We start from the raw sequence: 13,037 nt of genomic DNA on the forward strand, positions 1-13,037 counted from the left end.
CAAAGCGCCAGACCCACGCCAGACCCACGTAGACCCGCGCCAGACCCGCGTCAGACCCGCGTCAGACCCGCATCGGCTGCGGCGACTCGCGGCGCGCCGGGTCCGGACCGTCGTACTCGCGGATGATCTCGTAGCGGGTGTTGCGCTCGACCGGGCGGAAGCCCGCGTCGCGGATCAGGTCGAGCAGGTCCTCGCGGGTCAGCTTGTTCGGCGTGCCGTAGTTGTCCGCGTCGTGCGTGATCTTGTACTCGACGACCGAGCCGTCCATGTCGTCCGCGCCGTGCTGCAGCGCGAGCTGCGCGGTCTGGACGCCGTGCATCACCCAGAAGACCTTGACGTGCGGCACGTTGTCGAACAGCAGCCGGGACACCGCGAACGTCTTCAGCGCCTCGGCGCCGGTCGCCATCTGCGTGCGCGCCTGGAGCTTGTTGCGGACCTTTCCGTCCTTCATGTCCACGAAGTCGTGCTGGTAGCGCAGCGGGATGAAGACCTGGAAGCCGCCGGTCTCGTCCTGGAGTTCACGCAGCCGCAGGACGTGGTCGACGCGGTGGCGAGGCTCCTCGATGTGCCCGTACAGCATCGTGCACGGCGTCTTGAGGCCCTTGGAATGCGCGAGGCGGTGGATGCGCGACCAGTCCTCCCAGTGGGTGCGGTGGTCGACGATGTGCTGCCGGACCTCCCAGTCGAAGATCTCGGCGCCGCCACCGGTGAGGGATTCGAGCCCCGCGTCGATGAGCTCGTCGAGGATCTCGGAGGCGGACAGCCCGGAGATCGTCTCGAAGTGGTGGATCTCCGTCGCCGTGAAGGCCTTCAGGGAGACGTTCGGCAGGGCCTTCTTCAGCTCGCTGAGCGACCGGGGGTAGTAGCGCCACGGGAGGTTCGGGTGCAGGCCGTTGACGATGTGCAGCTCGGTGAGGTTGTCGTTCTCCATCGCCTTGGCGAGGCGGACGGCCTCCTCGATGCGCATCGTGTACGCGTCCTTCTCGCCCGGCTTGCGCTGGAACGAGCAGTACGCGCAGGACGCGGTGCACACGTTCGTCATGTTGAGGTGGCGGTTGACGTTGAAGTGGACGACGTCGCCGTTCTTCCGGGTGCGCACCTCGTGGGCGAGCCCGCCCAGCCAGGCCAGGTCGTCCGACTCGTACAGCGCGATGCCGTCCTCGCGGGTCAGCCGCTCACCGGCCCGGACCTTGTCCTCCAGCTCGCGCTTGAGCCCGACATCCATGCCTTTACCTCTCCTCGTGACGAATCCTGACAACCGTACTCCCCCACCCTCCGGGCGGGAGGGGCCCCATCAGGCACTTCGTGCCCTAGCCTTCCTCAGGCAGCTCTCCGACCCGGTTCTCCCACTTCGTGGAGAGCACGATCGTCGTACGGGTGCGGGAGACGCCCTTCGTCCCCGACAGCCGTCGGATGGTCTTCTCCAACCCGTCGACATCACTCGCCCGCACCTTGAGCATGAACGAGTCGTCGCCCGCGATGAACCAGCAGTCCTCGATCTCGCTGAGGTCCCGCAGCCGGTGGGCCACGTCCTCGTGGTCGGCGGCGTCGGACAGCGAGATGCCGATCAGGGCGATGACGCCAAGACCGAGCGAGGCAGAGTCGACGGTGGCGCGGTAACCGGTGATGACCCCGGCCGCCTCCAGCCGGTTGATGCGGTCGGTGACGCTGGGTCCCGACAGACCGACGAGGCGCCCCAGCTCCGCGTAGGAGGCCCGGCCGTTCTCTCTCAGGGCCTGGATGAGCTGCCTGTCCACCGCGTCCATGCGATCGCTAGCCTTCCGCTGAAGTGTGTGAGTCGTGGGTGGTGCGATGTTGCTCAGTCGTAGTTGCTCAGTCGTACTCAAGTGGTGCCGAGGTGCGTGCTCAAGTGGTGCCGAGGTGACACCGGGACGGACCTCAGGTCGCCCGGGAGCCGCCGCCGAGTTCGCCCTCCCACCGGCGGTACAGCCCGTGCTCGACGCCCGCCGCGTCCAGCACCCGCCCGGCGACGAAGTCCACCAGGTCCTGGATGTGCGTGGCGCCCGCGTAGAACGCCGGCGAGGCGGGCAGCACGGTGGCGCCCGCGTCGTCCAGGGAGACCAGGTGACGCAGCGTCTGCCCGCTCAACGGGGTCTCGCGGACGGCGACGACAAGCCCCCGCCCCTCCTTGAGGGTCACGCTCGCGGCCCGCTGCAACAGGTCCTTCGAGAGCCCGAGGGCGACTCCGGCCACGCAGGCCGTCGAGGCGGGCACGATGAGCATGCCCTTCGAGGGGTACGAGCCCGAGGACGGCCCCGCCGCCAGGTCACCGGCGCTCCAGTGCCGTACGGCGTCGAGGCGCCCCTCGAAGGCGTGAAAGGTGCCTGGCTTCCCGTCCGCGCCCCGCGCCAGCCATTCCCGCAGGTCGGCCTGCCAGTGGGCGTCGCGGAAGGGGAGGCCGGTCTCGTCGAGCAGCGTGAGCCGGGAAGCGCGCGAGACCACCAGGTCGACGCTCTCCCCCGCCGCCAGGAGAGCCCGCAGCACGGCGGCGGCGTACGGCGTACCGGAGGCGCCCGACACCCCCACGATCCAAGGCCGGCGCTGCGTCTGTCCTGGCTTCATGGTGTCGAGGGTATCCGGCGCCTGTCGGGATTCAGACCGTGAGGCCGCGGACCAGCAGATCGAGCAGGGCACACACGAACAGGGCGATGCCGATGAAACCGTTGACTTGGAAGAACGCGCGGTTCAGGCGGGACAGGTCGTTCGGCTTCACGATGGAGTGCTCGTAGAGGAAGGCGCCCGCGACGATCACCAGGCCGAACCAGAAGAACGCACCCGCGTCGGTGGCGACGGCGTACCAGACGAGCAGGGCGGTGGTGACGGCGTGGCAGCCGCGCGCGCCCCAGATGGCGGCCGGGATGCCGAAGCGCGCCGGTACGGACATGACCCCGATCTCGCGGTCGGTCTCGATGTCCTGGCAGGCGTAGATCAGGTCGAAACCGCCGATCCAGATGCCGACCGCGAGCCCCAGGACGACGGCGTCCCAGGACCACTCGCCCGAGATCGCCAGCCAGCCGCCGACCGGGCCCATCGCCTGGGCCAGACCCAGGATGGCCTGCGGGAAGTTCGTGAACCGCTTGCCGTACGGGTACACCACCATCGGGATCACGGCGATGGGGGCCAGGGCCAGGCACAGGGGGTTCAGGAGCGCGGCGGCGCCCAGGAAGAAGACGAGCGCGACCAGCGCACCCGTCCACGCGTTCTTCACGCTCATCGCGCCGGTGACCAGCTCGCGGTGGGCCGTGCGCGGGTTGCGGGCGTCGATCTCGCGGTCGATGATCCGGTTCGCCGCCATCGCGAACGTGCGCAGCCCGACCATCGCGATCGTGACGAGCAGCAGCCGGCCCCAGTGGATGTTCCTGTCCCACTCGAACATCGCGGTCAGCGCGGCGATGTAGGCGAAGGGCAGCGCGAACACCGAGTGCTCGATCATGACGAGGCGCAGAAACGCCCTGGTACGCCCCGGCTGCGGGAGCGCGGCGGATGCGCTGCTCACCGGCCGCCCACCCGTCCGCTGTTCAAGGACCTCACAGGCCGTACTCCTTCCAGCGGCGGTCGACCGTCGCCGCCGTCTCCGGGTCGGAGAGGACCATCTCCGGCCATCCCCCATCCCGCGTATAGCCCTCCTCGGGCCACTTCCTCGTCGCGTCGATGCCCGCCTTGCCGCCCCAGAACTGCTGGTAGGAGGCGTGGTCGAGGTGATCGACGGGGCCTTCGACGACGGTGAGATCGCGGCCGTAGTCCGTGTTGCCGAGGGCCCGCCACGCGACCTCGTGCAGATCGTGGACGTCACAGTCCGAGTCCACGACCACGATGAGCTTCGTGAGGGACATCATGTGCGCCCCCCAGATGGCGTGCATCACCTTCTGGGCGTGCTTGGGGTACTTCTTGTCGATCGCGACGATCGCACAGTTGTGGAAACCGCCCGCCTCGGGCAGGTGGTAGTCCACGATGTCCGGCACGATGACCTTCAGGAGGGGGAGGAAGAACCGCTCCGTCGCCCGACCGAGAGGTCCGTCCTCCGTCGGAGGACGGCCTACGACGATCGACTGGAGCAACGGCCGCTTGCGCATGGTGACGCAGTCGATGGTCAGCGCCGGGAACGGCTCTTGAGGCGTATAGAAGCCGGTGTGGTCGCCGAACGGCCCCTCCGGCAGCATCTCCCCCGGCTCCAGCCACCCTTCGAGGACGACCTCGGCCTGCGCGGGCACCTGCAACGGCACCGTCTTGCAGTCCACCATCTCGATCCGCTTGCCCTGGATGAACCCGGCGAAGAGGTACTCGTCGATGTCACCGGGCAGCGGGGCGGTGGAGGCGTACGTCACGGCCGGCGGACACCCGAAGGCGATCGCGACGGGCAGTCGCTCTCCGCGCCTGGCCGCCACTTGGTAGTGGTTCCGGCTGTCCTTGTGGATCTGCCAGTGCATGCCGATGGTGCGCTTGTCGTGGCGCTGGAGCCGGTAGAGCCCGAGATTGCGGATTCCGCTCTCCGGGTCCTTGGTGTGGGTCAGCCCGAGGTTGAAGAAGGAGCCGCCGTCCTGGGGCCAGGTGAAGAGAGCCGGGAGCGCGTCGAGGTCGACGTCGTCACCGTGCAGGACCACTTCCTGGACGGGCGCATTGTCGGACTTCACCTTCTTCGGCGGTACGTGGGTCATCGCGCCGAGCTTTCCGAAGGCCTCGCGCACACCGACGAACCCGTGCGGCAGCTCGGGCTTGAGCAGCCCGCCGATCTTCTCGCTGATCTCGCCGTACGACTTCAGCCCGAGGGCCTTGAGAAGCCGCCGGTCGGTCCCGAACACATTCATGGCGAGGGGCATCGCCGACCCGCGCACATTCTCGAAGAGCAACGCGGGTCCACCCGCCTTCTGCACCCGGTCGACGATCTCCCCGACCTCCAGATACGGGTCCACCTCGGCCTTGATGCGCTTGAGGTCGCCCTCGCGCTCCAGCGCCCTCAGCAGGGATCGAAGATCGTCGTAAGCCATGGGGTCAAGTATCGCTGAGCCTTGCGCAACGCCTGCGTGCGCCCCACCGCCGTGGGCTGAGCGGGCTTTCGGGTGCGGGCGGGTGGGGGCTGGTCGCGCAGTTCCCCGCGCCCCTGACGGGGCGCAGCCACCCGCTACCCTGTGCGCGTCACCGGGGCCCTGTGCCGCCCCGCCGTCGTTCACTGGGGGATCGTTCGGCCATGCTCAGGTATCTGCCGTTCCTGCTGGTCCTGGCGCTGTGGATCTACGCGTTCATCGACTGTCTGAACACCCCCGACGAAGAGATCCGGGGCCTGCCGAAGGTCGTGTGGGTGATCATCATCCTGCTCTTCGGGGAAATTCTGGTCGGGCCGATCGCCTGGCTGGTCGCGGGCCGCGCGCGCAGGGGCCCCGCGAACGGTTCCACGCCCTCCGAGTGGCACCGCAACCACCGCACGCAGTACGTCGCTCCCGACGACAACCCCGAGTTCCTCGCCTCGCTCAAGGCCGACAACCGCAAGGACGAGGCGCTGCTCAAGGACTGGGAGGCCGACCTGCGGCGCCGCGAGGAGGAGCTGCGGCGGCGCGAGCGCGGTGGGGAGTCCGAGGCCTGATGGAGCTGCGGCTGCTCGTCACCTTCGAGAAGGTCGCGACCGTACTGAGCTTCACCCAGGCCGCCACCGAGCTGAAGTACGCGCAGTCCAGCGTGACGAGCCACATCCGCACGCTGGAGTCCTCGCTCGGCGTGGAGCTCTTCGACCGGCTCGGGAGCAGGATTCGGCTCACGGAGGCGGGTGAGCGGCTGCTCCCCTACGCCCGGCAGATCATCGAGCTGAGCGACGAGGCGCGGGCGGCGGTCGTCGGCGCCGGGGAGCCCTCCGGCGCGCTCACCGTCGGCACCCTGGAGTCGCTGACCTCGTACCGGCTCCTCCCCCTGCTGGAGCTCTTCCACCACCGCTACCCGGGCGTACGTCTGTCCCTCCGCACGACCATCGGCGACGAGACCCGGCAGGCGCTGCGGCAGGGCACGTACGACGTCGGCTTCCTGATGGAGGAGGAGACCGAGCACGCGGGCCTGGAGGTCGCGGTGCTGGCGGTGGAGCCACTGGTGCTGGTGGCCGCGCCGGGACATCCACTGGCAGCGGCATCGACCGTGCCGACCGCCGGCCTCGTACGGGAGTCGCTGCTCGCCACCGAACCCGGCTGCGCCTACCGGGACTTGTTCGAGCGGGACCTCAACTCCCTTGCCCCGCGGCCCGTCTCCTTCACGGAGTTCGGCACGATCGAGGCGACGAAACGCGGCGCGGCGGCCGGTCTCGGGGTGGCGTTGCTGCCCGAGGTGACGGTCGCCGCGGAGTTGGCGGAGGGGACGCTCGTACGGTTGCCGTGGGAGCCGCCGTTCACACTTCGGACGCAACTCGCGTGGCGGGCCGGGAAGCGGCTTCCGGCGCATGTGCGGCTGTTCGTGGAGCAGGCGCGGCGGCTGGTGCGGGAGCAGACTTCGCCAGAGTGACCTTCAGGCTCGCCGTCACGATCAGCGGGACGCCGAGTGCCTGGACGAGCCCGATGTGGTGGCCGTACACCGCCCAGTCCATGACCATCGCGACCGCCGGGTAGGTGAAGGCGAGGACGGCGATCTTGGCGGTGGGGAGTTTGGCGTACGCGGAGTACATGAGGACGTACATCAGGCCGGTGTGGATGATCCCGAGGCCGACCAGCCAGCCCCAGCGCGCGCCCGTGCCGCTCATCGCGCCGAAGTCGGCGAAGGGGAGCAGCAGCGGGATGCCGACGAGGACCTGGACGAGGGCGATGAGGTGCGGGCGGACGCCGGTGATGCGCTTGGTGACCAGGGTGGACAGGCCGTAGAGGAGCGCGGCGAGGAGGGCCTGGCCGATGCCGGTCAGATAGCTGCCGCCTCGGGTCAGGTCCGCCGGTGTGACGCCGGAGACCAGGATCAGGCCCGCGAAGGCGACGGCCACCCAGCCGACCTTCGCCGCCGTCAGTCGCTCGCGGAAGAACAGGGCGCCGAGCAGGACCACGTAGAACGGCTGCGTGTGGTAGACGACCGTGGCGACGGAGATCGAGGTGTTCTCGTACGACTGGAAGAGGAAGACCCAGTTGAAGACGATGAACACACCGCCGAGCACGGCGAGGCCGAGGGTGCGCGGGGTGAAGCCGTGGCCACGCAGCCAGCCGCGGGCGACGACGTACGCGCCCAGCGCCAGGGCGCCGAAGAGGACGCGGAAGAAGACGACGTTGAAGGGGGAGGCGCCGGACTGCACGACGAAGACGCCGAGCGTGCCGGACAGGACCATGGCGGCGGTGAGCTGGGCGGTGCCCTTGCGCTCCGCCGCGGTGTTCCCTGCGGTGGTCATCTCTGCGGTGGTCTTCTCTGTGGTCATGAGCCGAAGGTAGGAGCGGGGGGCGGGGTCGGGCCACGGGCCAGTGGGGCGTCCTGCCGATGGCCCCATCGACGCAGTCGATGGGCACAGGACAGGCACCGGACAGGCACCTGTCGCGGCCGTCGCTCCCCGTACGTCGAGGCCCTCGCTCCCCGTACAACGTGTACGTCCGCGTGCCTCCCGAAACGGCCGACCTCCGCGCCCTCGCCCTCGCCGTCGCCGTCGCCGTCGCCGTCGCCGTCGACCGGAGTGTCAGTCCCCGCGGCTAATCTCCACGGCCATGACCTCTCACCCCATGGCCTCTCGCCCGGATGCCGTCAAGGCGTCGTACGACACCGTCGCCGTCGACTACAACGAACTCCTCAAGGCCGAGTTGGAGCACAAGCCCTTCGACCGGGCCATGCTCGCCGCCTTCGCGGAGGAGGTGCGGGCCGGTGGGGGCGGGCAGGTCGCCGACCTCGGGTGCGGGCCGGGACGGGTGACGATTCACCTGGAGGGACTCGGGCTGGACGCATACGGGATCGATCTGTCACCGGAGATGGTGGCCGTCGCCCGGCGCAGCCATCCGCACCTGCGGTTCGAGGTGGGCACCATGACCGGCCTCGACATCGAGGACGGCGCACTGGCCGGAGCGATCGCCTGGTACTCCACCGTGCACACGCCGCTGGACGAACTTCCGGTGTTCTTCGCGGAGTTCCACCGCGTGCTGGCCCCGGGCGGCCACCTCCTCCTCGCCCACAAAGTCGGCGACGAGCGCGTCCACCTCCCGCACGCGTACGGCCATGACCTGGACCTCGACGTCTACCGCTTCCCGCCCGAGCGCATCGCCGAACTGCTCCGCGAGGCCGGGCTGGTAGAGGTCGCCCGCCTGGTCCGCGAGGCCGACGCCCGCGAGAACACTCCACAGGCGTTCGTCCTGGCCCGTAAGCCGGAGGCGTCGTCCTGACCCGGAACTGCGCGACAACTCGTGGCTGAGGCAGACAGTGGGAACACCGTCGACCGTGTAGTCCACGTCCACCAGAAGGGCCCGCCGGTGCTGATGATCACGCTCAGGCCACCGTCCGCAGCCCGCCCCCCGCAGCCGCCGGTACCCCCCGCACGATCCGGTGCGCGCACAGCGCCGCCAGCAGTTCGCCCAGCAGGTCCGGGTCGTCTATCTCCAGGCCCAGGAGGGATTCGATGCGTTCCAGGCGCTGGTAGAGGGACTGGCGCCCGATGTGGAGCAGGGCCGCCGTACGGGTGGGTGAGCAGCCGTGGCGGAGGTGGATCTCCAGGGTGCGGACGAGGTCGCTGGGGTGGGCGGCCTCCCAGGCCAGCAGGGGGCCCAGGGTGTGCTGGACCAGGCGGGCGAGGCGGTCGCGGTTGGCGTCCACACCGCCCCGGGTGAGCTCGCGTTCCAGGGTGAGGGCGCGGGAGGAGGTGACGACCGGGCCGCCGGAGAGGCCGGGTTCGGCGGACGGCACGGTGAGCGCCAGTTCCAGGGTCGTCCGGGCCGCCCGCAGCGTCTCGCTCCAGCGCAGCCAGCCGCCGCCCGCGAGGACCGCGTGTCCGACCGCCAGGGTCACCCCGGCCTCGGCGACCGCCCGGAAGGCCTCCTGCACGGCCCGTACGACATCCCGCCGCACCGTCCGTACCGCGTCGTCCGGCATCGCCACCAGCGCCAGTACGTCCCCCGGGAACGCCGCCCGAAGTACCGCGACCCCGCCCAGGGAGCGTGCCGCCCGGTCGACCACGCCCAGGTCGCGCGCACCGTGTGCCGACACCCCGACCAGCCGCGCCCCCGGTCCGGGATGGAATCCGGCGAGCGCCGCGCGTGCCTCCACCTCGGGCTGGTTGAGGGCTTGCCCGTCGGCGAGGTCGGCGAGCAGGGCGGCGGTGTGGTCGCCGCCCCAGGGCCGTACGGCTGCCGCACGCCCCGACAGGCCGCGCGCCACGATCGCCCGGTTCGCCGCCTCGGTGATGCGGACGAACGGGACCACCCGGTGCAGGGCCAGCAGCGGCAGCCCGAGCCGCCGGGCCTCGTCGACGACCTCCTCGGGCATCCGCACCAGCGACCGCCCGACCTCCACCGCGAGCCCCGCCGCCCCGCGCGCGGCCAGCTCACGGACGTACCGCCGCCGGGTGTCCTCGTCGGCGTCGGTCAGGCCGAAGCCGTTGGTGAGGAGCAGTTCGCCGCCGTCGAGGAAGTTCGCACCCTCGTACACCTCGCTGGAGTGCACCCAGCGGACGGGGCGGTCCAGGGCGCCCTCGCCCGCGAGAATCTCGGGTTCGCTGCCTCGGACGGGGTCGAGGGCCAGGATCTCGCGGAGGGTGAGTGCGGGCACGGGAACCTCCTTCAAGCGCTGACAGTCCGTCCGGGTGCGGGTTGCCGGGAGAGTACTTTCCGCACGTTGCCCTCGTGTTTCGGCCACAGGAGAGTGGAGTCATGGAGCACATTGATCAGGCACGGGCACGGGTGTGGCTGTCGACCGCCGTCGCGGAGGCCCGCGCCGGGCTGGCGGAGGGCGGCATCCCCATCGGCGCCGCGCTGTACGGCGCGGACGGCACGCTTCTCGGCCGTGGGCACAACCGGCGGGTCCAGGACGGCGACCCCTCCATGCACGCGGAGACCTCGGCGTTCCGCGCTGCGGGACGACAGCGTTCGTACCGCGGTACGACCATGGTGACGACCCTTTCGCCGTGCTGGTACTGCTCCGGTCTGGTGCGCCAGTTCGGCATCTCGCGGGTCGTGGTGGGCGAGGCGGAGACCTTCCACGGCGGCCACGACTGGCTGGCCGAGCACGGCGTGGAGATCGTGCTCCTGGACGACCCCGAGTGCACCGCGCTGATGCGCGACTTCATCAAGGACAACCCGGCCCTGTGGAACGAGGACATCGGTGAGTGACACCCGTACCCCCCGCATCCCCCAAACCCCCCACATCACCCGTACCCCCCGCATCCCCACCATCGACCTGCGGCCCTGGCTGGACGGCGACCCGGACGCCCGTACCCGCATCGCCCGCACCGTCGACGAAGCCCTTCAGACCGCCGGTTTCCTCCTCGTCACCGGACACGGCATCGACCCGACCCTGCGCACCCGCATCCGCGAGGCCGCCCGCGCCTTCTTCATCCTCCCTGTGGAGGTCAAGCAGCCGTACGCCGTCCGGGTCGGCGGGCGCGGCTGGCTCGGCCCCGGCGCCGAGGCCAACGGTTATTCGGAAGGTACTCGGACGCCCCCCGACCTCAAGGAGTCGCTGACCTTCGCGACGCACGAGCCCTTCGAGGACCCGGAGACGAACGCGGAGTGGTACGCCCCGAACGTCTGGCCCGCCGAAGCCCCGGAGCTGCGGAAACTCTGCGAGGAGTACCTGACGCGGATGAGCGAGCTGGAGAACCGCCTCCTCGCCCTCCTCGGCGAAGCCCTGGGCCTGGAGCCGGACTTCTTCACGAAGCACATGGACCACCCGACGTACGGTTTCAACATCAACTGGTACCCGGGCACGGAGGTCATCGGCGAGCCCGAGCCCGGCCAGTTCCGCATCGGCCCGCACACCGACTTCGGCACCGTCACCATCCTCGACCGCCAGGCCGGCAAGGGCGGGCTGCAGGTCTACACGGACGAGGGCGGCTGGGAGGACGCGCCGTTCGACCCGACGGCGTTCACCATCAACATCGGTGATCTGATGGCCCGTTGGACGGGTGACCGGTGGCGCTCTGGCCGGCACCGAGTGCTGCCCCCGCCCGCCGACGCGCCGGCCGAGGAGCTGATGTCGCTGGTGTACTTCGGCGAGTGCACGCCGGGAACGGTGGTGGAGTCGGTGCCCGCGCCGGTGGGGCGCGTCGCGTATCCGCCCGTGGACTCCCACAGCTATCTGCGCGAGAAGCTGGATTCGATCACTGTGGGGTGATCACTGTCCGTAAGCGCCTGGGAAACTCTGGATCATCGGAGACTGGGCAGCATCACGTCATGGAGGTCCGCGCCCTCCCACGGTCGCGTCTCGCCGATCTTCCGGTATCCCCATGCCCGATACGCAGCCGACGCCGCCTTGCTGTCCGGGTGGACGTTCAGCAGTACCCGCTCGGCCGCGATTCCGCCGGATACGTCCTCGCCCCCGGCAACACCCGCAAGCACGTCCGCGACTACGGCACCACCCGTAAAGACGCCCTGGCCAAGCTCACCGAAAAGACCGCCGCCGGCAACCGCGGCCTCCCCGTCCCCTCCGCGCAGGGCAGCGTGGCACGTCTCGGTCCGGTGAAGATCCCTTGAACTCGCCCACCCGCAACTCCATGATCTTGTGTCGTGATGCAGATTCTCCTCGACGTCGCAGTGCTTGTCCTGCTCGCGGGCCTGATTCTCCGGCAGCCGCTGGCACGAGCACGGGCGAAACTCGCCGCGCGGCGCTTCGACCCGACCCGGTACGGCCTGCCCTCCCGTGACGAACTGGACCCCGGCCGTGCCGGCCCGCCGCTCCCGAAAAGCGCCCAGCTGGAACTCATGGCACTCACAGACGCGGCCCGGGAGGGCGATTGGCGGCCAGCGGCCGCCTACCTCGACCACGCGGGCCAGGACTGGGACGAACGATGGCACCGCGTCCAGCTGCTCGGCGAGATCGCCACCGAGGACGGCTACTGGCTCACCCAATGGAGCCAGGACCGACCGGACAGCGGCGACGCCGCCACTCTCAAGGCTTATGTGCTGCTTCTCACCGGATGGGCCATCCGCGGCAGCGGGCTCGGCCGCGATGTTCCCGCACCGCACATGCGCCAGTTCCACGACCACCTTCATGCTGCGGTCGAGACCGCACGGCAGGCCGCCACACTCGCACCCGAGGACCCGGGACCGTGGGTCGTCATGGTGACCGCCGCACGCGGCCTGAAGTACACCCGAGCGCAGTTCCGTTCGCTCTGGAACGAGCTGACCCGGCGGGCCCCGAACCACTTCATGGGTCACCGCCAGGCGCTGGAATACTGGACCCCCAAGTGGCACGGCACCGACCGCGAAATGCTCGCCTTCGGCGAGGACGCGATACGCAACTGCGCTCCCGGCAGCCCCGTCGCCGGCATCTACCTCTACGCCGTGACCGTGCACATTAAACGCCAGGGCAGGCTGCCGTCAGCTCCCTCGTCCAGGCGCAAGCGCCTGCTAGCGGACGTGCACCGCGCTCTGAACCAGGTCCCCGAGGACAACCCGTACCTGCCTTCGCTACGCCACCTTCTCGCCCACCGGCTCAGCCACTCGGGAATGTTCGACCAGGCTCTCGATCAGTTCCGCCGCATCGGCCCCTGGTGCGGCGCCGCACCCTGGAGCAGCAGCAAAGACCCCATCGTCGCCTTCGACACCGAACGCGCCATCGCCGCCGCCAACGCCGGCCGCCGCGCCAAAGCCACTCAGGGACTGCCGGAAAACGACTCTGGGGCCCGTCGATGAACAACTGACGTCTTTTCAGAGGGCGGTATGCGAATTGACGCCCGCTTTATCCTTTCGGTTGGGGTGAGTGGCCTGGTCGCGGGCTTGCTGGGCGGCTATGGCCGCGGGCGGGTGAACAACCCCTGCTCGGTCTCGATCAGGATCCCGCGCTCAGCCAGCCGCTTGAGCTTCAGGCGGACGTTGTTGACGTTGTTGGGCGCGATCTCCAGGTTATCCGGACTACGGGTTGGCTGCCGCCTGATC

At 69.8% G+C, this 13,037-nt stretch carries 13 protein-coding genes and 2 pseudogenes; 7 read left to right on the forward strand and 8 right to left on the reverse strand.

What is annotated here, in order from left to right:
- Positions 1 to 61: 61 nt before the first annotated feature.
- The 5 genes from mqnE to OG747_RS18480 all read right to left on the reverse strand — a co-directional run bounded on the left by mqnE (position 62) and on the right by OG747_RS18480 (position 5,006).
- Positions 62 to 1,225, reverse strand: a complete 1,164-nt coding sequence (mqnE, locus tag OG747_RS18460) for an aminofutalosine synthase MqnE (protein ID WP_405880424.1) — start codon at positions 1,223 to 1,225, stop codon at positions 62 to 64.
- Positions 1,226 to 1,310: 85 nt separating this feature from the next.
- The gene (locus OG747_RS18465) at positions 1,311 to 1,766 is read right to left on the reverse strand and encodes an Lrp/AsnC family transcriptional regulator (RefSeq protein ID WP_266627400.1); all 456 of its coding nucleotides are present in this window, start codon (positions 1,764 to 1,766) and stop codon (positions 1,311 to 1,313) included.
- A gap of 133 nt (positions 1,767 to 1,899) precedes the next feature.
- A complete protein-coding gene (locus tag OG747_RS18470) occupies positions 1,900 to 2,583 on the reverse strand; it encodes a UbiX family flavin prenyltransferase (protein ID WP_405880425.1) in 684 nt (227 codons plus the stop codon).
- 31 nt (positions 2,584 to 2,614) lie between these two features.
- Entirely contained in the window at positions 2,615 to 3,517 is a 903-nt protein-coding gene (mqnP, locus tag OG747_RS18475) for a menaquinone biosynthesis prenyltransferase MqnP (protein WP_405880426.1), read from the reverse strand.
- Between the two features lie 31 nt (positions 3,518 to 3,548).
- Complete coding sequence (locus OG747_RS18480) at positions 3,549 to 5,006, reverse strand: menaquinone biosynthesis decarboxylase (protein ID WP_405880427.1); 1,458 nt, start codon at positions 5,004 to 5,006, stop codon at positions 3,549 to 3,551.
- Between the two features lie 200 nt (positions 5,007 to 5,206).
- On the opposite strand from OG747_RS18480, the gene OG747_RS18485 reads away from it, so the two are divergent.
- Entirely contained in the window at positions 5,207 to 5,599 is a 393-nt protein-coding gene (locus OG747_RS18485; RefSeq protein WP_405880428.1) for a PLD nuclease N-terminal domain-containing protein, read from the forward strand.
- Positions 5,599 to 6,498, forward strand: coding sequence for a LysR family transcriptional regulator (locus OG747_RS18490; RefSeq protein WP_405880429.1), 900 nt, complete (start codon positions 5,599 to 5,601; stop codon positions 6,496 to 6,498). Before OG747_RS18485 ends, OG747_RS18490 begins: the two co-directional genes overlap by 1 nt.
- On the opposite strand, the gene OG747_RS18495 is transcribed toward OG747_RS18490, so the two are convergent.
- Positions 6,386 to 7,387: a DMT family transporter gene (locus OG747_RS18495; RefSeq protein WP_405880430.1), complete on the reverse strand. Its 1,002-nt coding sequence runs from the start codon at positions 7,385 to 7,387 to the stop codon at positions 6,386 to 6,388. The two genes, OG747_RS18490 and OG747_RS18495, sit on opposite strands and share 113 nt — an antisense overlap.
- A 280-nt stretch (positions 7,388 to 7,667) precedes the next feature.
- On the opposite strand from OG747_RS18495, the gene OG747_RS18500 reads away from it, so the two are divergent.
- Entirely contained in the window at positions 7,668 to 8,333 is a 666-nt protein-coding gene (locus tag OG747_RS18500) for a class I SAM-dependent DNA methyltransferase (RefSeq protein ID WP_405880431.1), read from the forward strand.
- A 103-nt stretch (positions 8,334 to 8,436) separates the two neighbouring features.
- Here the strand turns inward: OG747_RS18500 and OG747_RS18505 are convergent, their stop codons facing one another.
- A complete protein-coding gene (locus tag OG747_RS18505) occupies positions 8,437 to 9,711 on the reverse strand; it encodes a PucR family transcriptional regulator (RefSeq protein ID WP_405880432.1) in 1,275 nt (424 codons plus the stop codon).
- Between the two features lie 101 nt (positions 9,712 to 9,812).
- On the opposite strand from OG747_RS18505, the gene OG747_RS18510 reads away from it, so the two are divergent.
- Entirely contained in the window at positions 9,813 to 10,271 is a 459-nt protein-coding gene (locus tag OG747_RS18510; protein WP_405880433.1) for a nucleoside deaminase, read from the forward strand.
- The gene (locus tag OG747_RS18515) at positions 10,264 to 11,274 is read left to right on the forward strand and encodes an isopenicillin N synthase family dioxygenase (protein ID WP_405880434.1); all 1,011 of its coding nucleotides are present in this window, start codon (positions 10,264 to 10,266) and stop codon (positions 11,272 to 11,274) included. The genes OG747_RS18510 and OG747_RS18515 overlap by 8 nt, the downstream gene beginning before the upstream one ends.
- A gap of 32 nt (positions 11,275 to 11,306) precedes the next feature.
- On the opposite strand, the pseudogene OG747_RS18520 reads toward OG747_RS18515, so the two are convergent.
- Positions 11,307 to 11,459, reverse strand: a pseudogene (locus tag OG747_RS18520) (GNAT family N-acetyltransferase); the annotation flags it as partial.
- Here OG747_RS18520 and OG747_RS18525 point away from each other — a divergent pair.
- Positions 11,424 to 11,606: pseudogene (locus OG747_RS18525) on the forward strand (hypothetical protein); the annotation flags it as partial. The pseudogenes OG747_RS18520 and OG747_RS18525 overlap by 36 nt on opposite strands.
- 63 nt (positions 11,607 to 11,669) lie before the next feature.
- Positions 11,670 to 12,794, forward strand: a complete 1,125-nt coding sequence (locus OG747_RS18530; protein WP_405885590.1) for a hypothetical protein — start codon at positions 11,670 to 11,672, stop codon at positions 12,792 to 12,794.
- Positions 12,795 to 13,037 lie beyond the last annotated feature (243 nt).

Origin of the sequence: Streptomyces sp. NBC_01384, assembly GCF_045040035.1 — a bacterium.
GTDB lineage: Bacteria > Actinomycetota > Actinomycetes > Streptomycetales > Streptomycetaceae > Streptomyces.

What these genes read in the sequence shown, in the direction of transcription:
- mqnE (WP_405880424.1), bottom strand. Translation starts at nt 1,225, where the DNA reads ATGGATGTCGGGCTCAAGCGCGAGCTGGAGGACAAGGTCCGGGCCGGT.
- OG747_RS18465 (WP_266627400.1), bottom strand. Translation starts at nt 1,766, where the DNA reads ATGGACGCGGTGGACAGGCAGCTCATCCAGGCCCTGAGAGAGAACGGC.
- OG747_RS18470 (WP_405880425.1), bottom strand. Translation starts at nt 2,583, where the DNA reads ATGAAGCCAGGACAGACGCAGCGCCGGCCTTGGATCGTGGGGGTGTCG.
- OG747_RS18480 (WP_405880427.1), bottom strand. Translation starts at nt 5,006, where the DNA reads ATGGCTTACGACGATCTTCGATCCCTGCTGAGGGCGCTGGAGCGCGAG.
- OG747_RS18485 (WP_405880428.1), top strand. Translation starts at nt 5,207, where the DNA reads ATGCTCAGGTATCTGCCGTTCCTGCTGGTCCTGGCGCTGTGGATCTAC.
- OG747_RS18490 (WP_405880429.1), top strand. Translation starts at nt 5,599, where the DNA reads ATGGAGCTGCGGCTGCTCGTCACCTTCGAGAAGGTCGCGACCGTACTG.
- OG747_RS18495 (WP_405880430.1), bottom strand. Translation starts at nt 7,387, where the DNA reads ATGACCACAGAGAAGACCACCGCAGAGATGACCACCGCAGGGAACACC.
- OG747_RS18500 (WP_405880431.1), top strand. Translation starts at nt 7,668, where the DNA reads ATGACCTCTCACCCCATGGCCTCTCGCCCGGATGCCGTCAAGGCGTCG.
- OG747_RS18510 (WP_405880433.1), top strand. Translation starts at nt 9,813, where the DNA reads ATGGAGCACATTGATCAGGCACGGGCACGGGTGTGGCTGTCGACCGCC.
- OG747_RS18530 (WP_405885590.1), top strand. Translation starts at nt 11,670, where the DNA reads ATGCAGATTCTCCTCGACGTCGCAGTGCTTGTCCTGCTCGCGGGCCTG.